The organism is Cyanobium sp. Maggiore-St4-Cus (assembly GCF_024345615.1).
GTDB lineage: Bacteria > Cyanobacteriota > Cyanobacteriia > PCC-6307 > Cyanobiaceae > Cyanobium_A > Cyanobium_A usitatum.
Map to the genome: position 1 here is coordinate 275,060 of NZ_JAGQBL010000002.1, position 22,497 is coordinate 297,556.

Sequence of the window (22,497 nt, forward strand, 5' to 3'; positions counted from 1 at the left end):
CAACACACCGCCGCGGCTGGTCGTGGCGAACCTGGGCTCCACCCTCAACCTCGAGCGGCGACGGCTGCAAGCGCTGCTGGTGGAGTACTCCGGCGTGCCCAGCCAGCAGGCCTTGATCCTGGCTCAGCAGCAGGAGCTGCTCGATCAAGCTCAGCGGCTTGGCCTGCTGGATCAGACCGGCACGATCAATGAAAACTTGGATGTGCTGGCCCTGCAGCTGCCGGCCCTGCGCTCGGCGCCGGGCTCGATCTTCCTGAATGCACCGGGAGAGGGCGGCAGCATCTCCCTCAACAACTCCACAATCCTGCCGGCCACGGCACCGACCAACCTGCGCGCCTTCGGCGATGCCAAGATCGGTGTGCGCAACGTGCTGCCGCTGGTGCTGCAGGCCGGCGATATGCAGATCGACGACTCCCGCGTCGCCGATGTGGTTAAAGGCACGTACACGCTGTTCGATTCCGGCCGCATCTATATCAACCAGGAAAAGACCCTCGACCAGGTCTCCGGCACGAAGGCTGAGCAGCCGCCCTCACGGATCAACATCGACCAGGCTCCGGATTCGAACCTGCGCATCAACGGCCAGATCGCACCGATCGCGCCCGATCTCTACATCAATGGTCAGATCGTCAATGAAAACGGCGAGGTGACGATCACCAATAGCGCCGCCAGCGTGATCATCAACGGCGAGGTGCGCGGCAAGCCGGTCAACATCAACGCCGCCGGCAACTTCAGCCTCACCAGTGGCACCTGGGTGCACACCGGCAACGACCCCGCCCAGCTGGTGGGTTCCGAATACATGATTGAGGCCAAAAAGAAGGGCAAAGCGACCCTCAACCTTGATGGCCTGAACTACATCCTCGATAAGGCCGCACCCGCCGCCATCGTGTCGCGCGGCGACATCAGCATCAACGCCCTCTACCTCGATATCAACGGCCTGATCCAGAGCGGCACGTCCGACCTGGCGATGACGGTGGCCGCCGACTTCAACCCAAGCCAATCCGGATCGATCGTCGGCAGCAACGGCGCCGGCATTGCCGGCATCCAGTTCGGCAGCAGCGCCGGGCAGAGCATCCCCCTGGCTGGCTATGCCAATGCAGCCGATCGCACGATCACCCTGGATCCGATCCGCGTCAGCGGCGGCAAAATCCGGCTCGCCGGCCAGATCCTCAGCACCGGCAACGGCCGGGTGGTGGCCTTCGACGGCCAGCCCAACCTGACGATCGACAACCGCAGCGGCTGGACCCTGGCCCTGGGCGAGGTGGACCTCACCGCCGGCAAGGGCGAAATCACGATCACCGACACGCCGAACATCCGGTGGGTGCCGAGCGAGATCGACCTCGAGAGCTCCTCGTTCCTGTTTGATGCCGCCACCCCCACGGGCATGCGCGATGGCGACAAGGTGCGCTTCTCCTACACCGATGCCATTGTCCTCGATGCCAATGGCAACGCCAACAGCAGCAGCGACTCCCCTGTGAAAGGTCTGGAGCGGAACGTGACCTACACCGTCAAGGTCACGAAAAGGTCGGACCACCGCGAAAGCGTGAAGTTGTTCAAAGACGGGAATTTGGTGCAGTTTGAGGCCCCGGCTACCACCCGCAGCTTCGCGCTGGTGCCGGATCTGCCGGTGCGGCGCAGCCGCTATAGCTTCGAGCGCCCCGCGGGCATCGCCACGATCAGCGCCGACCACGATCTCTTCGATGCCATGCAGGCCGGTACAGGCGATCCCTACGTGGCCGATCCCTCCCGCCCCCGCGAGACCTTCACCCCGTCCGCGGGTGGCGAAGGCAACCTGTTCAGCACCGCCTACATCCCGGCGGCGGGCCTTACCTACAGCTGGGCGCAGGGGCAGGGCAAGACAACGACCACCGTCTACAGCTGGGAGCAGACCACCTTCAACCTGCTCGGCTGGGACTGGACGTTCGGCGTGAAACCGACCACCCCACCCGTCAGCACCGTCACCAATTACACCGATCTCTCGCCATTGCTGGAGGGGCAGTCGCTGCTGCTGGCGCCCCCTGGCGACAACTGGACGAAAGACACGGGCTACTCCGTCAGCTTCGAGGAGCGGAAGACCACTCCACTAGATTCACGAGTCAACAACTGGGTCACCGGCGGCGGTTGGCTGCGCAAGAAGACCTACCACACCCAGAAGACCGAGATTCAGGGCCAGAAGGATGTGTGGACCCACACGATCAAGGCCGACTGGCCGATCGCTATCGGCTTCCAATCCGCCGCCGGAAGCAATGCCGGCCAGGTGGCAATCAACAGCGTCGGCGCTATCCGGCTCAATGCGGATGTAGCCTCCGCCCGCGGCATCGATCTGCGCTCCAGCGAGGGAGACATCACCATCGCGGAGCTGCTGCTGCAACCCAACGCCCTGCTGCGCTCCGAGGCCAGCCTCGGCAGCATCACGGCCAACCTCGGCGCCGCCGTCAGCGATGGTAGCCCGATCGATCTCACGGCCCGGGCCGGCCGCGACCTCAGCCTGCGCCTGTTCGCCAACAACGGCTCCACGGCGCCGCTGCGTCTGCGCCGCAACCCCGAGAGCGCCGGCAACCCCGCCCTGCAAGCCGGTGGCACCCTGTCGCTGATCTCCGGCGGCAGCCTGGATCTGAGCAACCAGGATCTGAGCGACCAGGGCGCCGCAGCGGACGGGCGACCCCTGCTGCGGGCTAACCGCCTTGAATTGAGCCTCGGCGCCGGCGATCTCGGCAGCGCCGCCGCCCCGCTGCGGATCGACACGGGTTCCGATCCCGCCCAGGGCGCCGGCCTGGCCCTGCAGCTGGCGTCGAGCACCAGCCCCTCCAGAGCCGCCCTGCGCGAGGTCAGCGGTTCCCTCACCCTGGTGGCCCCCACCAGCTTTGCCAGCAGCGAGGCGATCTCCGTGAACGGCGACCTCAGCTTGCGCGTTGATGGCGGCGATCTGCTCGACGGCAGGAGCCTCGACAACGACGTCGACAGCGCCGAGCTGCAGGCCCTCGACGCCACCTTCGCGATCACCGGCGAGGCCGGCCGCCGGCGGGCGCTCGAGGAGATCGACCGCCAGGACCAGGGCTTCTACGACGATTACTGGCTCCTCTATCGCAACGCCAGCCAGGCCCCCGGCAGCGAGGTCTGGACGGCCGATCCCCTGCCATCCGGTCCCTTCCGCCTCACGCAGAACCAGCGCGACCGCTTGCGCCTCTCCGTGGAAGAAGGAGGCCGTGGCCTGGATGCGGCCCAGTTGCTCGCCTATGAGGCCGCCCTCGACCGGGTGCAGCAGTCAACCGGCGCCGGCCTTTACAACCCCGCTTTCACCTACACGCGTCCGGAAAGCGAACGCCAGGCCTACCTGCGCCAGCGGGTGCCGAGCCTCAACGCCTTCTACCACCCCCTCGATGCTGGGGTGTACCAGCGGCTGTTCCCGCAACAGGCCGCCGAGCAGAAGCTGCCACTCCCGTCCGCGGGCAGCGGCGCCGCGGCGCCAGCCGCCATCCGCGCCCGCAACCTCAACCTGCAGATCAGTGGCGCCATCGGCCGCAGCGGCCAGCTCGAACGGCTGCAGCTCCCCGCCGGCGGCTACGACTTGATGCCCGAGGCCGACGCCGCCCTGCTCAGCGGCGCCACCCCCAGCGATGTGGTCGGTCGCACCTATGCCGTCTATCGCTACAAGGGGTCCACCGCCCTCGATGTCAGCGCCGGCCTGCCTGCTCTGGAGGACGCCGGCCTGTTCGAGGAGATCGGCAGCGCCTACACCGCCGGCGAGGGGCCGGTGTATCGCTACCGCGGCCCGCGCCTCGACGACGTGAGCCTGGGCGAATTGGATGTTGCAGCCCTCGATGGCAATGGCCAGCTCCTCTGGGAGCTGGTCACCCCGGGCTCCGCCGATCGCATCCGCTTCAACACCACCGCAGTGGGCGTCACGCTGATGGAGGGCGATCTGGTGCGCGACACCCGCGCCAATCTGGCGACGGGCGATGTGGTGCTCGTCGACCGCCCCGCCCTCTACGGCTACTTCCGTTACATCGGCCCCGCCGGTCGCCTCGACCTGCTGCTCAGCGACTTCGGCCGGGGCGCCGATGCCGCCCTCTGGTCCGCCCTCGCGGACGGCAGCCAGAACGCGCCGCTTACGCCCCAGAAGCTGCCGGCCGATCGCCTGCTGCAGCCCGGCGCCCTGATCACCGATCCGCGCCAGCTGCGCAGCGTCACCCTGCAGCGCCAGACAGCGCTGGGGGTGAGCCTCAGCGGCAGCCTCAGCGCCAGCGCCACCGATCTGCGCCTGCGTTCGGCGGGCAGCCTGGAGCTCGCCTCCGTCAGCGGCGACGGTGTGATGGCGCTCACGGCCGCCTCGCTCAGCCAGAGCACTGGCGGCAGTGGCATCCACCAGCGCCGCGGCGCCCTGCAGCTGCGCTCCACCGCCGGTTCGATCGGCAGCGAGGAAGCACCTCTGAAGGTGCAGCTGGAGGGTGTCGCCACCTTGCACCTCTCCAGCAACGCCGATGCTGCCATCGCCGCCAGCGGCGACCTCGCCCTCGGCGCCCTGCAGGCGGCCGGCAAGCTCAGCCTCCGCAGCGACGGCGACATCAACGACGGCGGCCGCCTCGACGCGGAGATCGCCGATCCGCTGGCCAACCTGCGCGCGGCGGTGTTGCAGATCAGCGCCGCCGGCCAGCTCGGCACCGCCGTCTCGCCCCTGCTGATCGCCGGCGGCAGCCGCCTGAGCGCCAGCAGTGGCACCAGCAGCGGGCCCAATGGCCTGATGGCCCTGCGGGCCGTGGGCAGCACGCCCGTGCTGCTCAGCAACCTGACGGCCGGAAACGAGGAAGCCGGGAGAGCCTCGGTGTGGCTCAGCGGGGCAGGCTTCGCCGCGGCGCCAGGCGCCAGCACCCCCCTGATCCGCGCCGGCGGCCTGGTGCTCGATGGCCTAGCCGGCTTCGGTGAGGCAACGGCTCCGATCCAGACCCAGCTGAACCGCCTCTCCGGTGCCGTGGGCAGCGCTGGCCTGTTCCTCGCTAACCAGGGCGATCTGGCGATCACCCCCGCCAGCGACCGCAGCGGCAGCCGTCGCTACTCAGGCCTGCTCCTCCGTGCCGGTGGCAGCGTCAGCAGCACGGGTGCCCTCAGCCTTGAGAGCACCATCGAGAACCGTGGCGGCAGCCTGACCTTGCAGGCCGCCACCCTGCTGCGCCTGCGGCAGGAGGCCCAACTTGACCTCACCGGGGCCGCCGCCACCCTCCAGGCCGGCGACCGGCTCCAGGCCGATGCCGGCTCCACACTCAACGCCGGCGCGGGCAGCCTGCGGCTGGTCGGCAACGGCATCGCCCTGCGCGGCATCCTCAACACCGCTGGCACCCTGGCGCTCGAGGCCGGAACGGCCTCCCTCGATCTCGCCGCCGAGCTCACCGACGCCCAGAACCAGGAGCTGAAGAACGCCGGCATTAACCCGGCCAGCCTGCGCAGCAACCTGATCCTGGCGGGCACCCTCAGCAGCAGCGCCAGCGATGGCCTCAGCCTCAGCAACGCTGGCTGGCTGGCCCTGCTGGGCATCCTCCAGACCACGGCGATCGGGGTACCGCTGCGCCTGCGCAGCACCGGCAGCGGCCTGCTCCAATTCGGCAGCGTTAGCTCCGCCGGCGACCTCGAGCTGTTCGCCGAAGCCGGCAACCTGGAGGCTTCCATCACCAGCCTCACCGCCAGCGGTGCGGCTAGTCGCCTCAGCGTGTCCAGTGGCGGCACCGCCAACCTGCGCGGCCAGCTGGCGGCCGGCAGCGGCGGCCTCGTTCTGGAGGCCAACGGCAACCTCACCTTGGCGGGTGCCGTGAGCTCCGCTGGCGCCGTGTCCGCTCTGGCGCCGGGCCTCACGATCCGTCCCAGCGGCGGCATCGTCGCCACGGGCGACGTCTCCCTCACCGCTAGCGACAAGGACCAGGGCCTGCAGATCGCCGGGCCGGTGATCGCCGGTGGGCGCCTGCGTTCCGGCAGTACCGCCGGCGGCGACCCGACCGCCACGACCCTGCGCCTCGATGACGAGACCACCCTCCAGCGCGACAGCAGCACCCTGCGGTTGCAGGACATCAGGCTCGATCCGCTCTCCAGCGCCGTGCTCGCGCTCAACAGCGCCGGCAGCGCTGTGCTCGGCGGCCTCCGCGATGGCGGCCTCGACACGGTGGTGGCCGATGCCTGGGTGGCCGCACCCGAGATCCGCATCCGCAGCGCCAGCGACCTGCGGCTACTGCACGACCTCTTCGCCCGCGATCGCCTGGCCATCCGCAGCGACGCCCCCCTGCTGCTGCGGCCCCTGGCGGTGCTGAACCTCGCTCAGCCCGCCGCTCCGGGCAGCCCCGCCCAGGCCCAGGCCGAGCTGCAACTCGACGCCCCGCGGATCGACATCAGCCGCGACCCGGCCAGCCTCGTGATCGAGGCCGAAACACCGGCTCCCCAGGCCTTCCTCGCCGGAGAGCTGGCCGCGCCGCTGACCCTGGCCCTCACCGTCACCACCCCCGACGGCAACCTCGTGCCCCTCAGTGTCGCCATCCCGGCGGGCGCCCCCGGCAGCCTGCAGAGCTTGCTGGACACGGTCAACGCCGCCCTGAGCCAGGCGGCCATGGCCGCCGGCCTGAGCGAGATGATCAGACCCAGCCTTGGCATGCGCGGCACCCAGCTGCGCCTGCAGCTCGGCCGTTACAACCCCGCCGAACCCAGCCGACAGCTCGCTCTGGCCCTGCGGGCCGCGGGCAGCAGCGGCCTGGAGCAGCTGGGCTTTGCCGCCCCAATCCAAGACCGGCAAGCCGTGATCCCCGCCACTGTGGTCAGCCAGGCCCTCGCCACGACCTTGAAGGTGGGCAGCACGGTCGCCAATGGCGGCGTGCCCTACCAACGGCTCGACTGGAGCGGTGGCGTGCGCGCCGCTGCCGCCGATCCCCAATCCAGCCTCAGCTGGACCCTCACACCCGCGGCCGCCGCCATCACCAACATCAGCGCGATGGTGGATGTGCCGGTGCTCAAGCTATTGCCACTCCAGGCCAGCCCCGCCGCCGTCGACCTGCTGCCCAACCTGCAGCCCACGGGCCGCAGCCGTGAGCTGGCGATCGAATCCGCCGCCAGCCTCCAGCTCAGCGCCCTGGTGGACACCTCCGCCGCGCCGCAGCTGCAGCTGGTGACCTACCGCTCCACCGCAGGCTCGCTGACGCTCAACATCGACAGTGACAGCAGCAGGCTGGCGTTGCTGCAGAGCCGGGTGCCGATCCGCCTGCAGGCCGCCACCGACATCAGCGTGCTGGCCGACGCCGCCCTCACCGGCCCGGCACTGTTCGAACTCCCGGCCCTCGCCGCCGAGGCCGGCGGCCACCTCACCCTGGGCGACAACGTGCGGCTACGCCTGCAGGGCGCACCGACGGGCGCAGCAATTGAGGGCCTGAGCCTGCGCGGCAAGGCGGTCACGATCGCCGGTGCCATCGAGAGTGCCATCGAGAGCGCGACTGCGATGACCACCCTGGTGGAGGCAAGCGACGGCGACCTCAACCTGGTGGCCGGCCCCCGCAGCCTGGCCAACAACTTCGCCGGCCTGACGGGCCTCAAGGGCGAACAGACCTACAGAGCCAGCGGCAACCTGCGCCAGGCCCTCGCCCTCGGCGCCGCCGGCTCGGCCGACGCCATCCGCCTGCAGGCCGGCACCGGGCTCAGCTCGGACGCCGCCATCACCACCGCCGGCACGCTGACCCTGGCCACCGCAGGCGGCCAGCTCGCCACCTCACCCCAGATCTTCCGCAGCGAGAAGGGCGTGTTGGTGGATCTGCACGGTTACCGGGTGGATGCCCAGGGCCGCTTTGTCGATCGCAACGGCCAGCTGCTGGGCCCCACAGAGGACCCGATCCTGGCCGACCGGCCCGAGCGGGTGGTCAGCGGCGGAGCCATCGAGGCCAGCAACGTCACCTTCGATGCCGGCAACGGTGAGCTGCTGATCCGCAACAACGTGGTAGCGAAGCTCAATCCGCTCGTCACCCTTGCCGGTGTCGACTTCGATGCCGCCGACAGCGGCTTCCTCAACCAGGGCAAGCTGGCAACCGGCACCATCCTGCGCTTCTATGGCATCCAGCCCGGGGCGATCCTGCCCCTTGAGGATGGTGGGCTCTACTACGCGGTGCGCGGTGCCGGCGATCGCCTGCAGCTGGCGATCAGCGCCGAAGCAGCCGACCGCGGCGAGGTCGTCGCCCTCAGCCTCTCCCCCGACCTGATCGGATCCGAAAGCGCCATCGGCCAGCTGATCGTTGCCGCTGAGCTGGGCAACAGCCAGGCCACGCTGCGCGGCGGTCGCATCAACCTTGCCGGCTCCGGCACGGTGCAGGCCAGCAGCGTCAACATCACCGCCACCGCTGGCGACGTGACCCTGAGCGATGAGGCCTGGCTGCGCAGCACCAGCGCCAGTCTCACCCTGCCCGGCACCGCCGATCTGCGCATCGGCCGCAGCCGCACCGATCTGCACCGCGCCATTCTCCAGTCCGAGAGCCTCACCCTGCAGGGCGGCGGCGGCCTGGTGCTCGATGGCTTCCTCGAGCTCAGCGGGCAAGACCCGACCGCGCTCAACTTCAGCCGCGAGGTGACGGTGCGCGGCGAACTCACCGCCCAAGGCGACCTCAGCCTCACCACCCCCGCAAAGCTGAGCGTCAGCGGCCCGGGCAGCATCGAAAGCGAAGGCGACCTCAAGATCACGGCCCAGAGCGTTGATGTGGCCGCTGACGCCACCCGACCCGGCTGGACGAACGGCACGCGGGTCACCGGCGTGACGCCGATCACCAGCCGCAGCAGCGAGGAGGTGGGCTTCGCCATGGCCGACCTCAGCCTGCCGTTCAGCGGCGACGTGCGCCTGCTGGTCGATCCGGCCACCAGCCGCCTCCAGCTGGTGGGGGTGGACGGCAGTCCGCTGCGCCACGACCTGAAGGACGGCACCACCCTCTATTACCAGAGCACCGGGCTGGCGAATGGCGCCAGCGGCCGTGCCGGCCTGATCAACTCCAGCCCCGACAACCGTGACCCGCTGCAGGCCACCGGCTACCGGGTCCGGGTCGTCGACAACACCACGTTCCAACTGGAGCGCAACGGCGTCGTGGTGACCCTCAGCAACGCCAACTTCAGCGGTGTCGATGCCCTCAACGGCCTCAGTGTCAGCACACGCACCGTGGTGAGCACCACCACAGAGTCCCGGCTGGTGGGCACCGCCGACGTGACCGTGGGCAACCAGTGGTACAGCTACGACCTCAACCTGCTGCAGGACGCCTTCTATGCCCGGGCCAGCGGCGCCATCCGCGAAGCCTTTATCGCCGGGGTCGATTTCCAGCCCGCCCTCCTCAACTGGGGCAGCGCCGGTGCGCCGGCGGCGGACCTGAGCTGGTCGCTGTACAGCCCGGGTCAGCGCGAGGTGGTGCTCAAGGAACTCGACTACCTGCCGCTCTATGCCGTCGATGTCGCGAACGTGCAGCAGGTCACGGTCCGCAATGGCGTCGAGACCCGCGAGGCCGTGGAGAACCCTTGGTTCAATGCCCGCACCAAGCTGGTGCTGCCCAGCAGCGGCCCGCTCAAGGGCATGGCGATCGTCGGCCCTGAGGGCGCCTTCAGCCAGGCCCAGCTGACCAGCATCGAGGTGGCCCCCACGCAGGCGCTGACGCTGCAGGGTGCCACCACGGCCACGCTGCCGGCGGTGGGGCAGTCGGTGAACGGCCTGACCCTTGAGGCCTGGGTGTATCTGGATCCCAGTGCCCCAGCCGATGGCGTGCTGCTGCGCACCGAACTGCCGATCCAAACAAATTTCGGCACGTCCAACCAGACGATCGAGCTGAGCCTGCGGAACGGCACTCTCAACCTGAACCATATCCAAGCCCCCTCCAGGCAGGCCAACGGCTCCACCGTGATCGAGCGGGGCCAGTGGGTGCATGTAGCGGCCAGCATGACCATCACCCCCACGAGCGGCGGGGTTGGCGTGTCGACCCTCTACATCAATGGTGTCGAAGATCCGCTCACCAGCCCGGTGGTCAACAACGGCGTGATTCTTGATAGCACCACCCGGCTTTCCGGCCTGACGCTCACGCCCAGCTCCAGCGCGGGGGCCCTGAGCGGGGCCATCCGCCAGCTCAAGGTGTGGACCGAGGGCCGCAGCGCCGCCGAGGTGGTGCAGGACATGACCGCCCCGCCCAGCGGCGCCGAGAGCAGCCTGGCCCACTGGTACCCGCTGGAGGGGAACCTCGCCAGCGCCATCCCCGGCCGGGCGGCCCTGCAGATCACAGGCTCCGCGGCCAGCTTCGCGCTGCGCGAGGGCCTCAACGGCCCCGGCGCCAATGGCACATGGCAGGAGCTGGTGGGCTCCTCCAAATTCAGCGCCGATGTGCTCTACACCCAGACCGGCTCGGCGCTCACCGCCACCACCCTGAGCCAGACGGTAACTAATCCTGCCGCTAGCGGTGCGGGGACCCTCCAGGCCAACGTCGCCGATCCGGATCAGGGCAGCGCCGTCTGGAGCGTGAGCTACGACGGTGCAGGGCGGCGTGAGCTGACGCTGGTTCGCAGCCGCACCCTGCTAAGCGGCAGCGACTTCGCCACCTCCACCCCACGCGCCACTGCCGGCAGCGTGGCCCAGAAGCCCTACTGGGTCGACAACACCAGCCAGGCGATCAGCAGCTACAATCCCGCCAATACGGCGGCTTACGGCAGCGGCCGCGGCCTGGCGCCCTTCCTGCAAGGGGCGACAGCCCAAGCGCTGCCGGCCAGCCAGGAAAGCGCTTACCGCCTTCGTGTCACCGCCGCCGGCGGCCTGGAACTCAGAGCCCCCGATGGCTTGGTGCTGTGGCAGGCGACGAACAGCAACGGCACACCGGTGACCGGCGGCAGCGGCGCGCGGGCTGAGATGCAGGCCGATGGAAATTTCGTGCTTTACACAGCCAACCACACAGCCGTCTGGGCCTCCAACACGGTTGCTTCCTCCGCAAACTCGGGCAGGCAGCTGCGCCTCACCTCCACGGGGGGCCTGCAGCTCATCGACAACTTGGGCCGCGTCGTGAGCACGCTCTACACGCCTCCAAGTACAGCGACACCCCAGGGAGGCGGGGCTGTACTGGCCTCGAACCAGACTCTGCTCTCGAGCACCGAGCCCCTGCGCAGCGTCAGAACCCAGGACTGGTTTGTGGCCACCTCAAACCTGAGCTCGAGCAATGTCTTCAGCGGGTCCGTCACATCGACCCCCGCATCCCAAACAGACCTCGGCATCTACGGGCCCAGCTTCCTCAGCACGGGCTCCTCCATGGCCTTCGCCACCCGCCTCGATCCCGGCACCCTCGGCAACCGCCTCAGCCTCAGCCTGCACCGACTCGATGAATGGGGCCCCGAAAGCCGGCTGGGGATCTACTACCGGCCCGATGGAGCCACTGCCGATGTGCCGTTACTGCTTCAGCCCCTGCGCTCCGACATCCCGCTGGAGGGGGTAGTCAGCAACAGCGCCACGATCGGTGGCCGGCCGGCGTTCCTCACCCTCACACCGCGCCCGTTCGTGGGCAACACCTTCGGCAACCCTGCCTTCAACGAACAGACCCTCGATCTGCAGCTGACGCTGGCCCCGGGCACCCCGGCCGGCACCCTGGTCATTGCGCCATTCGGCGGATCCGTCACCTCCTCCGTAACCGGCGCCGAGCAGCGGCCCCGGTTGGCGATCAGCCTCAACGACATCGCCCTGACCTGGGCGGACCAGTTGCCCCGCCTGCAGGCCCCCACGAGCAGCACATCCGTTGCTCTGGATTACATCGCCAGCACCGCTTCCATCAGCGCCGGCCGCCTGCGCAACACCAAAGTCCAAAACGTGGGCACCCTGCCGGCCACGGCGCCGCTCCTGCAGGCCTGGAGATCAACAACCACGGCCGACTTCAATCAGTCCGCCCTGCAGAGCCAGCAGCTGCAGGTCAGCGCCGGCAACGGCGGCCGCTACGCCGGGTTCAGCCAGCTGGCGGCCCTGCGCAACCCGGCCGAGGTACAAGACGCCGTGACAGTCTTGCGCAACGAAGCCATACCCCGTGCATTTGTCAATGGCCTGCAGACCACTGATTCGCCGGTGTGGACAACCCTTGACGGCCGACCGCTCACTCAGGACTGGGGCCAAAAGGAGATTTACTACACCACAGCGGCCGGAAGCTGGCCGGAGGCCGACCGGTTAGCCCGCGGCCGCGACGCCAGCCTGGCCACGATCCTCTCGGCGACCGACCAACAGAACGCCTTCAATTCCCTGTCCAGTCAGGTAAGAACAGACTCCAAGGGGGTCTGGCTTGGCGGAGCCAGGGATGCGGCAGGCAGCTTCCGATGGAGTGACGGCAGTCTCATCGGCGCCTCGGGTTATACCAACTGGAGCTCAGGGGAGCCTAATGATCTACCTCGCACCTTCCGAATTATCTTTCCTAGGCCCTTCCCCGATCAGCTTGTCTCCGCGCAGGATCCCGACTCCCCGGTTCGCTCCTCAAGAGCCGGCGAAGCGTTCTTAGCGATGTACACCAATGAGACCACCAATGGCACCTGGAACGACACCTTCTCGCGGCGAGAATTCAATACTCCTGCAGGGAGTGGGGGCCTAGATATCCCCTTAATTGAATCAGAACCCAGCGCTTACGCCACCAAATACCCCGGCCTGGCGCGGCAGGTTGTGCCCAATCTGCCTTGGTTCGACGGCGAGCCCAATGACGGCGGCAATGATCTCACCGCCAATGATGAGAACTACTTGGAACTGTTTGACTCCGGCTCTTTCAACGACATCAAACTGGCCGGCTATTCACCCAAGACCCCTTACCTCACCAGCACCTCGCCGGTATGGGGCCCGGAGCGCACGCTCCAGGAGATCTGGAGCGATTACAACTACAATTGGGTTTCGAACCCCCTGGCGGACACCGATTTCCGCCAGAACCTCAGCTTCAGGGCCACCGGCGTGGCCAAGCCGGTGATCGAGAAGCAGCCCGTTTATCAGCAACAGGAGATCACCACCACCAGCATCCTGCAGGAGCTCTCCCCCCTGAACATCCTGCGCCCCGTGTTCAGCACCGACACCCGCACCACCGGCATCGAGGTGCAGACGGAAAGCGTCAACATCCGCGGCCAAGCGGTGCCCTTCGAGAGCCTGCGTGGCCGCTCCATCGCCATCCACAGCAGCGCAAATACCCGCTTGCAAGGCAACCTCGCCAGCACGGCCGACGACGGTCAGCTGCAGATCCGAGCCGGCGGCGCCCTCAACATCAAGGGCGCGGGCACGGAACTCCCCAACACCCTTCAGGCAAATAGCTTCCAATTTCTGGCGGGCAACGGCCTGCAGCTGGGCAGCGGCGTGGTGCTGGCCGACAGCAGCGCCGATCCCGGTGGCCCGCCCAGCTCCATCGCCCTCGATGCCGGCGCCGGCACCTTCAGCAGCCAAGCCTCCATGGCCCCCAGCGCCAGCCTGCACCTGGCGGGCGCCATGCTGGAGCGGCCCGTCGGCGGCAGCCGCCCGCTGCAAGCAGAGAGGCTCCAGCTCGACTTCGGCGACCAGCTCAGCCTCACGGCCAGCCAACCGCAGGGCCAGGCCTCTCCCCTGGTGCTGGAGCTGGGGGAGGCCGCAACCGGCTCCAACCAGAACGTACGCCTGAGCAGCAGCCACGCGGCCGGCACCCTGCGGCTCACAGAGCTGCGCACCACCCTGCCAGTGCTGGTGCGGACTGCCGGCACCCTGGAGCGCGGCAGCGCCATCCAAGGGGAACGTCTGACGCTTGAAGCCGCCCGCCACACGGAAGCCACCCCGGGAACCACGGTGGAGGCAAGCGTGAGCTTGAGCCTGCTGCAAAAGGGCGACACCCCCTTCCTGGGCGAGGGTTCCCCCGCACCAGCGGGGACCCAGGCGAAGGCTGCCTCCATTGCGGCCCGGAAACCTCTGCTGCGGGCGCCCTCGCTGAAGCTCAGCGGCGGCGGCGATTTCAGCGCCGATGTGGAGGCCACCAACCTCGACCTCAACCTCGGCGGCAGCGTGCTGCTCAACAACCTCAACCGAGGCACTTCGCACCTGCAGCTGCGTGGCAGCGGTGTGCATGAGCTGAGCTTCATGGGATCTCTCGATCTGCAAGACCTCGATGCGGCCGGCGGCCGCGTCAGCCTGACGGTGGCCAACGGCGATCTGTACCTAGGGAGCCTGGATCAGGAGGAAAACGGCGAACTGCGCCTGCTGGTGAACCAGGGCCGCATCGCCGACCTCGAGGGGGTGGCGGCCGCGAAGCGCAGCCTTGGCCGCCTCTGGGCCAGCGCCAGCAAAGGCGTCGATCTCGATCTGCATCAACTGACGCGCCTCAACGCCGTCACCGAAGGGGGCAACCTGTCGATCGCGGTCGACGGCACGCCGGCCTCGCTGCTGGAGGTCGAAGCCCTGCAGGCCTATGGATCCGCGGCAGCGCTGGAGGGCCAGGTGGACGTGAGCACCGGCGCCGGTGGCCTGCGCCTGGCCGATGCCGACCAGATCCGCAGCAATCGCCTGAAGGTCAGCGCGGCCGGTGCCCTGATCATCGATCCGAAGCTCTCCGTCACTCTGCTCGCGGCAAACACGATTGTTCTCAGCGCCGGCGACTTCAAGGTCGATCCGAAACTGGTCACCGTGCAGTCACTCGACAGCATCAGCCTCGACTTCCAGCAGCTGGCCCAGGCCGACGCCCTGCCGGCGCTGCCGCTGCTGTCCACCGAGAAGCTGGAACTTTCCGGGAACGGCGGTTTGCGCTACACGGACACGACCTGGCATCCCGAGCAGACCAAGCAGCCCTTCGGCAGCTTCATGCTCAAGAGCAGCCCGTCCTCCCTTAAGCCGCTGCTGGGAAGCAGCGGCCCGGAGACCGCCAGCACCCTCGTGCCGCGCTACTGGCCCTACGACCTCCAGCAGGAAGCCCAGCTGCTCGAGGATGCCGAAGGCGTGCCCTACGTGCTGCGGGCCTCGGATCCGCAGGCGGCCGAAGGTGCCCCCCTCCCCTACACCCACTTCGCCCCCGAAGAGCAGGCCCATCCTGGCTTCCCCTACCGCTACAGCGCCCTGGCCCGGGAGGGCGCCTACGGCAGCGAAGCCATCCGGTTCTTCCGCAGCAGCGAGCGGCTGCTCACCGCCGCCAACCTGGAACAGGCAGAACTGGAGGGCATCACGGCGGCCGAGATTGATCCGGCCACGATTCAGCCCATGTTGATGGCCCGCCCGGTCAGCGGTCTGCGCCCCGCCGTCAGCCTGGGCATTCCCGAAGCCACGCTGATCAGCTCGCTCAAACCCGCCCAGCTGGCCAGCAGCATCAGCGTGACGAGCGGCCCCGATCTGGAACTCTCGGATGAAGTGAACGGCCTGATCCGCAAGGTGCCCGCGGTGCTCTCCGGTCGCGACAGCCAGGGCCGCGAAGGCGCCAAGGTCTGGTTCGATAGCGACGGAGACCTGCAACGCGACCCCGACGAACCGCAGAGCCGCACCCTCAGCGACGGCAGCTTCCGGCTGGAGCTGCCGGCAGCCGATTCCCAGGGTCAGCTGGTCAGCGATGACGGCCAGGGCCTGCTGCTGATCGCCACGGCCAATTATCACCTCTTCGATTTGGACACCAGCCTCCAGCAGCTGTTGGCCGATCGCGGCGCGAACAGCGGCCAGATCGATGCGGCCCTGGTTGGCTTCGAACCCACCGGCGGCGAGGGCCGTTCGCTCAGCAGGTTGGTGCGCAGCACCCAGCTGCAGCTGGCGAAGCAGCTGGCCCTGGCCCTCGGTAGCGGCCTTCAGCGCACGGAACAGCAGGCTCTCGCCGCCCTGACAGACAGCCTGCTGGCCCTGCATCCCCCGTCACCGGGCTGGTTCGACTGGGTCGCCTTCAGCACCAGCCTCATCACCCGCCTACAGGTCGGCGCCACCCTGCCGGCCGCCCAGGCACGGGCCCTGGTGTCCCTACCCCCGTTGATCGGCGCCGTGATGGAGCGCTTCAGTGAGATCTACTCCGACCTCAGCGGCCTCGAGTCGGTCGCCAGCGATCGCGCCGCCCTGGTCGATGCCGAGGAGGCGATCGGCAGGCGCTTGATCGAACGCTTCCAGCTCAATCTGCCAGCACTGGTGAAGGGCGAACTGCTCCCCGACACCGCGCTTCAGAACCTCGATGCCTGGATCCGGGCGGGCCTGACACCCCTGGTTGTCGAATCGCCGCCGGCCGCCTCGGTGGAGGCCTTCGGCGGCGCCGTTCCGGCCGGTGGCAGCGCCAGCTTCCAGATCCAGCTCGATGCCCCCGCCCCGGCCGGCGGCCTGCTGATCGAGTACGCCTGCTTCGGGCCGGTCCTGCAAACCGGCAGCGTCACCCTCGCCGAGGGGCGCAGCAGCGCCCTGGTCACGATCCCAGTGCCTGCCGAGTCCGGATCGGGTGAGCTGCAGCTGGTCCTGCTCAACCTCGGTGAGCGCTTCCGCATCGATGCGGCCGCCGCCGCCGCCCGCATCCAAATCCTCGGCCGCAGCGCCCAGAACGGCGACGCCCCCTTGCTCGGCAGCGAAGCCGACGAACTACTCCAGCCCAATGCCGCCAACCCCTTCGTGGTTAGCGGCATTGGCCGCGATCGCATCGTCATCCGCCCCCAGGCCAACCTGCCGGTGGTGATCGAATTCAATCCCGGGCGCGGCGATCGCCTTGAGCTGCTCCGCTCCGATTTCCCCGGCTTGTCCCTGGCCGATCTGGCCGTCGTCGGCGGCCACCTGCTGCTGAGCGGCCGCCCCATCGCCCTTCTCCAGGGCGACGGGGCCACCATCACCTTCCTGCGCGATGTCAGCGGCATCGTCGAACTGGTGGACTCCCCCATCCCGGCCCCGCCGCTGAGGGTGGCCCAGGACCCCGACAGCCGTGAGCAAGCGCTGCAGGCCGGCAGTCTCGGACTCATCAACAGCGGCGGCGCCGAGGGGCGGCTGACGCTCACGCCCAGAATGCCCGCCTCTCCGGCCCCTGGCGACGAACTGGTCTGGCTGGAGGGCGCAGGCCTGGCCCTGAACCCATCCGTCGACGGACCGCGCCTGGTGCGCCTGCAGGCCGTCGCGGCCGAGTCGCTGGGCTCCCAGCAGCTCTCCCTCCTTCTCTACCGCACCGATGCCCAGGGCCGGCCCCTCGCCCCCGACGGCGTCTCCATCGCCGCCTCGGCCAGCGCTGCCGTGATCGCCCAGATCGGGGCCGTGCCCGACGATGCCGGCCGCACCCTCTTCGCCGGCGGCAGCACCAGCGTGCTGCTGGAGCCAGGCCAACAGCTGCGCGCCCTTCTCTCCCGCGTCAATGCCCCGTTGGATGAACAGCCCTCCTGGCTCGTCGGCCCCGATGGCCAGGGCCTGCGCCTCCAGATCGGTTCCAGCGCAAGGCCGGATCTTGTGCTGCAGGCCGACCTCACCGTGGCAAGCGCGGTCGATCTGCAGATCGAAAGCGCCCGCCGCCTCGGCCTCGGTGACCTGCTGTTCTTCAACGATGGTGAACAGGTGGATGTCACGGTGCTCTCCAGTTGCGGCATGACCAACACCCTGGGTTTCGCCAAGGTCGAGATCGACCTCAGCAGCGACCCGAGCACCCCCCGCATCAGCATCGCCGGCCGTTCGCTGAGCAACGACGAGGCCTTCCGCCGCATCGTTCAGCAGAACCTCGATCCCGGTCTGCGCGTCTCCCAGGGCGGCAACACCTCCTCGCAACACGTCTGGACCGTTAGCTCCGGCAGCGGCTATTACACCCCGGTGATGATCTCCCAGCTGGGTGAGGTCTTTGTTCTCGGCACCGCCGTCAACCGCGACGGCCAAGTGCACCTCAAGGGAATCGGCGATGGCGCCTACGTCTTTGAGGATCTGGCGGCCGATCAAGGCAGCGACTTCGACTACAACGACGGCCAAATCACGGTGCGTCGTCGCAACCAGGCCGGCAGCCCCGGCGCCCCTGTGGTGGTGGCCACCGGTCCGGGGAGCCTGGAGCTGGCGGGGGCCGTCAACCTCCTCGGTGATGACAACGACCAGCTGGTCAGCACCTCGCCGCTGCAGGCCAGCCAAATCGCCCTTTCCGGAGGTCGCGACACGGTGCTGCGCCAGGGCCCCACGGCTGACGCCATCGACCTCGGCCCTGACGATGACACGGTGGTGCTTGGACGCCAGGGCGGCGCAGCCAGGATCCGCCTCGGAAATGGCCTCGACCGCGTGATCATCGGCAACGGTTATGGCGCGGCCTCAACCCTGACCGCCCAGCCTCTGCTGGATCGGGTCCAAGACTTTGACCCCAGCAGCGATCGCATCCTGGTGGTCGGTGATTCCACCATCCGGCTGGAGGACACTGCCGAGGGTCTTGTCGTTCACCTCGATGGCCGAGCGGTGCTGCTGCTCGAGGGTGTGAACGGTGTGCAGCAGGTCCAGGCGGCGATCGATCGCGAGGGGCAGGCCCCGGGTGATCTGGTCGATCGCCTCTTCTACCGCGGCGTGCTCAATGTGGCCCTGCCGGCGGACCGACCCGGCCTCAGCCTGCGCGGCGGCGACGGCACCTGGAGCGGCTACGCCGTCGATCTCGTGCGGGCCATCGCTGCCGAGCTGGTCGGTAGCCCGAGCCGCGTGCACTTCTCCGCCCTCACCGATGACAGCGAACGCCGCCGCGCGCTGCGCGGCGGGCACATCGACCTGACCCTGCTGGAGGGCGACAGCACAGGGGCCGACCTGGCTGGCGACGGCGATTCCAGCTGGACCATCCCCGCCGCAGGCCCCGATGGTCCGCTGTCCTTCCTGCTGCCCGAAAACCAGAGCCTGTTCCGCGACAGCGTCAATCGGATCATCCAGGTCCCACTGCAGGCCCTGAGGCTCGGCCTCACCAACGAAACCCTCCCCAGCGAGGACGCTCCGGAGCTGGCCACCGAGGTGCGCCGCTTCCTCGACCTCGGCCCCGACGCCACAACACGCTCCGATGCCGGCCAGGGACTCACCCTGCAGCCAGGTTTCGCGCAGCGCATCCTCAAACGCCTGGGCAATGCCTTCCAGCTCAGTCAGCGCTTCTTCGGCGGCGAAGCGCCCACACTCGCCGCTCTAGATCCTTCCACCAAGCCTCTCAGCCTGCCACTCGACGGCCCAACACTCCAGCCTGAGGCCTTCAACCCCAGGCGCGATAACGCCCTGACCGCCCTGCGGAACCGCGGCAGCTTACGGGTGGGTGTGGCCAGCGATGCCGGCGGCCAGGCCCGCCTCAGCCCCGATCAGGAACGCTTGCTGGAGCAGCTGGCGGCGACCCTAGGCAGCGAAGCCGCCCCCCTAGCCCTGCAGCTGCAGCCAATCGGCTCGCCCAGCGAGGCATTGGCCCAGCTCGGATCGGGCGCCGTTGATCTGCTGCTCCCAGATGCCTTCACCACCAGCTGGCTCGACGGCGTGGTCGGGGTCGACAGCATCGACAGCGCCGTCGCCGACCCGGCGGTGCTGTTGATCAACCGAGCCAGCGGTATCGAGACCATCCAGGACCTCGGCGGCAGCACGCTCGGCCTCGGAGGCGGAAGCAGGGTCGGCGCCGCACTTGCCAAACTCCTCAGCGAGGCCGGCATCCGCGCCTCCCTGCAGTCGTTCCCGGATGGTGATGCAGCCCTGAAGGCCATGCAACAGGGCCAACTCGATGGCGTTGTGCTGCGCAGCAGCACCGTGCCGGAGGCACAACGGCAGCTCGAGCGGCTTGGCATCAACAGCCAGACCCTCCCAGCCGTCGTGCTCGAAGCGCAGGCGCAAGTGCTGGTTGCCGCCGATCAGTCGCCGCTGCGCGACACCCTGGTGGCCATGACCTGGGTGATCGGCCGCGCCCACTCCATCGGGCTGCGGCGCAGCCAGGTCGACGCCGCCTACGGGCAGGTCCTGGCCGGCACAGCAGCCGAGGCCCTCCAGCAACTGTTCGATCCCGATGGTGACCCCCGCACCGAAGGAGCCCTTAGCGCCGAGCAGGTCCGCCGCCTACTGCGCAACGCGCTCGAATGAACGGCGATGCCGCGCGGTAGCGGCTACCCGACTTGCTACAAGCTGGATATAGGTCATCAGGAGCTGCGGATCGGCATCGAGATGGATGGCCCATCCCATGGCACGATCTAGCGCCAGATGCTGGACAGGAAGAAGGACGACTTCCTTGCCTCGATCGGGTGGAGCGTGTTGAGATTTACGAACCAATAGATCGAGGCGGATCTGGAGAGCTGCGTGAGGGAGATTATGTGTACAACATCGAAGTTGAGCAGAATCACAACTACTTTGCCGATGGCCTCCTGGTCCACAACTGTCACCACACCAGCGCCGGCACGTGGGCGAAGGCGCTCCAACATTTCTGCAGCGCCAAGGTGCTCGGCCCCACTCCAACCTGGCTGACCGACAACGGCTACCTGGCTCCGGCCCGGGTCTATGCCCCACCGATTGGCTTCTCGGAGCAGGAATTGCGGCGGCAGATGGGGGATTTCGATCGGCGCCAGGCCGCCGGTGCCCTGGGCGGCTGCCGCATCCCGGGCGATGCGGTCAGCCATTACCAGCACCACCTGGCGGGCCGCAGGCGATTGCCTTCTGCTGCTCGATCGCCCATGCCCAGGCGGTGTCCGACGCCTTCACCGAGCGTGGGATCAGGGCGGCCAGCATCGTCGGCACCCAGGGCGTCGCAACGCGCCGACAGCAGCTGGACCAGCTGCAGCCTGATCGGCGAGGGGGTGCATCTGCAGATGATCGGCAGCTGCCTGAGGCCCCAGCCAGGGAAAGAGGCGGTGATCATCGATCACGTCGGCAACATCGAGCGCCTGGGCCACCACCTCGATACGCAGGAGTGGAACCTCGACGGAATCAAGAAGCGGGAGCACCCCAGGTCCCCGTCGGTCAAAACCTGCCCGCAGTGCTTCTGCGCCATGGCCAGCACGCTCAGCCTCTGCCCGGAGTGCGGCAATGTGTTCCGGCCGGAGCGCCAGAAGCTGGTCACGGTGGAGGGTGAGCTGCGGGAGATCAGCCAGCAAGAAATCAGGAGCAGGCGTAAGAAAGAGCAGGGCCTCAAAACCCCCCAGTGCTGGGCACGGCATGTGCTGGCTGGCCGCCAGACGCGGGGTCATTGGAGCCGGGTGGCATGAGCGAGCAGGAGCTGCAGCAACGAATCCGGATGGAGCTGGGGAAGAGGCAGGTGCGGCGGATCGTCCTGGTCCATGGCCTGGTGGATTCCCAATGAGCAACTTTTCGTTGGCTGAATATCACCGCCACCCCGCCTAGTCCCCGACGGCCCTCAAGGCTGGGGTGACCGGTACGATGCGGACCTGGAGCCATCGGTTCGGGCCAGGGGTAGGGCGTATCGTCAGGTAAATGACACACATAGCAATCTGCTGTGTTGCAATGTCATCTGGCGACGTAAAACGTCACCTCCTCTCGTAAAACTTCATTCATTCAGAAGTGTGGGCCGCCTCTCTGGGTTGGCGTGCAACATAAAAGTGGTCGTCCTTTGCTTCTGGTGGTGAGTGCAGGGCACGCCTGCCTGCGCTCAGGCGTCGCAATGCCGAAGCCGACTTCATGAAACCCCGTTGCCAGCAGTGAAGAGCGGTGTCGAAAGAGCTCAGCCGTTGCTGGCATGCATCGGCGGTCTCGTCGAGGCTGCAACGGGTTTCGGAGGCACCATCGATGGAAGACACCCCCCTGAGCAGCAGCGTTAGGCCGTAGTCGATCGACCCTTTCAGCACCACCGGTTCAATCCGGGTTGGCTGCAACAGCAGGGGTAGCCAGAGCCCTATCCCCAGCACCAGCCCCGCCCCCTGCAGCGTCCACAGCAAGGGCCGGCCAGGCCAGTGCCGCTGCTGGGGCCAGGGCTTAGGACCACGTAGGGAATCCAGATCGGCCATAAGGCCAGGGCAAAGAACAGATAGGCCAGGGCCCCACCCTTGAGCAGGGGGGCTGCAGGCCCATGGTTGAGTCCAAGCCAAACCACCCCTTCTAGGCCCTGCTGCAGGCCAAAACCCACCGGCATCAGAGCTAGGGGCAGCAGTTCACGGCGATGGTCTCGCCATGAGCGCGCTACAGCAGCGATGCCCAGCGGCACCAGCAGGGCTGCACTGCTGAAACTGGCGGCGGCTGAGAAACACATCGCACGCCGCTTCGGCCCGGTTGCAGCTTCACCCTATGCACTCTGGTGGGCCGCCAACAAAAAGCCCCCTCTTGCGAGGGGGCTGGGGGGATTCCGTTTGGGTTTGGCGTTAGCCAGGCTGTTAAGCCTCAGCCGGGCTGTTGGCCTCAGCCGATTGCAGGTGCGGTCAGTGCCACGGGGGTGGCAGTAGCAGCAGCCAGGTCAAGCGGGAAGTTGTGAGCGTTACGCTCGTGCATCACTTCCATACCCAGACCAGCGCGGTTCAGCACGTCAGCCCAGGTGTTCACCACACGGCCTTGGCCGTCGAGGATCGACTGGTTGAAGTTGAAACCGTTCAGGTTGAAGGCCATCGTGCTCACGCCAAGGGCGGTGAACCAGATGCCAACCACGGGCCAGGCAGCCAGGAAGAAGTGGAGGCTAC

4 protein-coding genes and 1 pseudogene (1 of these 5 running past the window's edge) are annotated in these 22,497 nt (G+C 68.0%); 2 read left to right on the forward strand and 3 right to left on the reverse strand.

The features are described from left to right. Together KBY99_RS03050 and KBY99_RS03055 are read left to right on the forward strand one after the other, a co-directional pair. Positions 1 to 19,963, forward strand: partial view of a DUF4347 domain-containing protein gene (locus KBY99_RS03050; protein ID WP_254997295.1) — the 3' portion only. Its footprint begins 14,969 nt before the window's first position; only the last 19,963 of its 34,932 coding nucleotides appear in the window; the start codon falls outside the window, past its left edge; its stop codon occupies positions 19,961 to 19,963. 158 nt (positions 19,964 to 20,121) lie between these two features. Further along, the gene (locus KBY99_RS03055; RefSeq protein WP_254997255.1) at positions 20,122 to 21,078 is read left to right on the forward strand and encodes a hypothetical protein; all 957 of its coding nucleotides are present in this window, start codon (positions 20,122 to 20,124) and stop codon (positions 21,076 to 21,078) included. A 303-nt stretch (positions 21,079 to 21,381) separates the two neighbouring features. Here KBY99_RS03055 and KBY99_RS03060 read toward each other — a convergent pair whose 3' ends face one another. The 3 genes and pseudogenes from KBY99_RS03060 to KBY99_RS03070 all read right to left on the reverse strand — a co-directional run. Beyond that, entirely contained in the window at positions 21,382 to 21,765 is a 384-nt protein-coding gene (locus tag KBY99_RS03060) for a hypothetical protein (RefSeq protein WP_254997256.1), read from the reverse strand. Continuing rightward, positions 21,723 to 22,076 (reverse strand): DUF6629 family protein, encoded by a 354-nt coding sequence (locus KBY99_RS03065; RefSeq protein ID WP_254997258.1) that lies wholly within the window; start codon positions 22,074 to 22,076, stop codon positions 21,723 to 21,725. The genes KBY99_RS03060 and KBY99_RS03065 overlap by 43 nt, the downstream gene beginning before the upstream one ends. Before the next feature lie 146 nt (positions 22,077 to 22,222). After that, a pseudogene (locus tag KBY99_RS03070) lies at positions 22,223 to 22,497 on the reverse strand (photosystem II q(b) protein); the annotation flags it as partial.

Excerpts from the sequence above, each read along its gene's own strand:
- KBY99_RS03065 (WP_254997258.1), bottom strand. The coding sequence starts at position 22,076 with ATGTGTTTCTCAGCCGCCGCCAGTTTCAGCAGTGCAGCCCTGCTGGTG.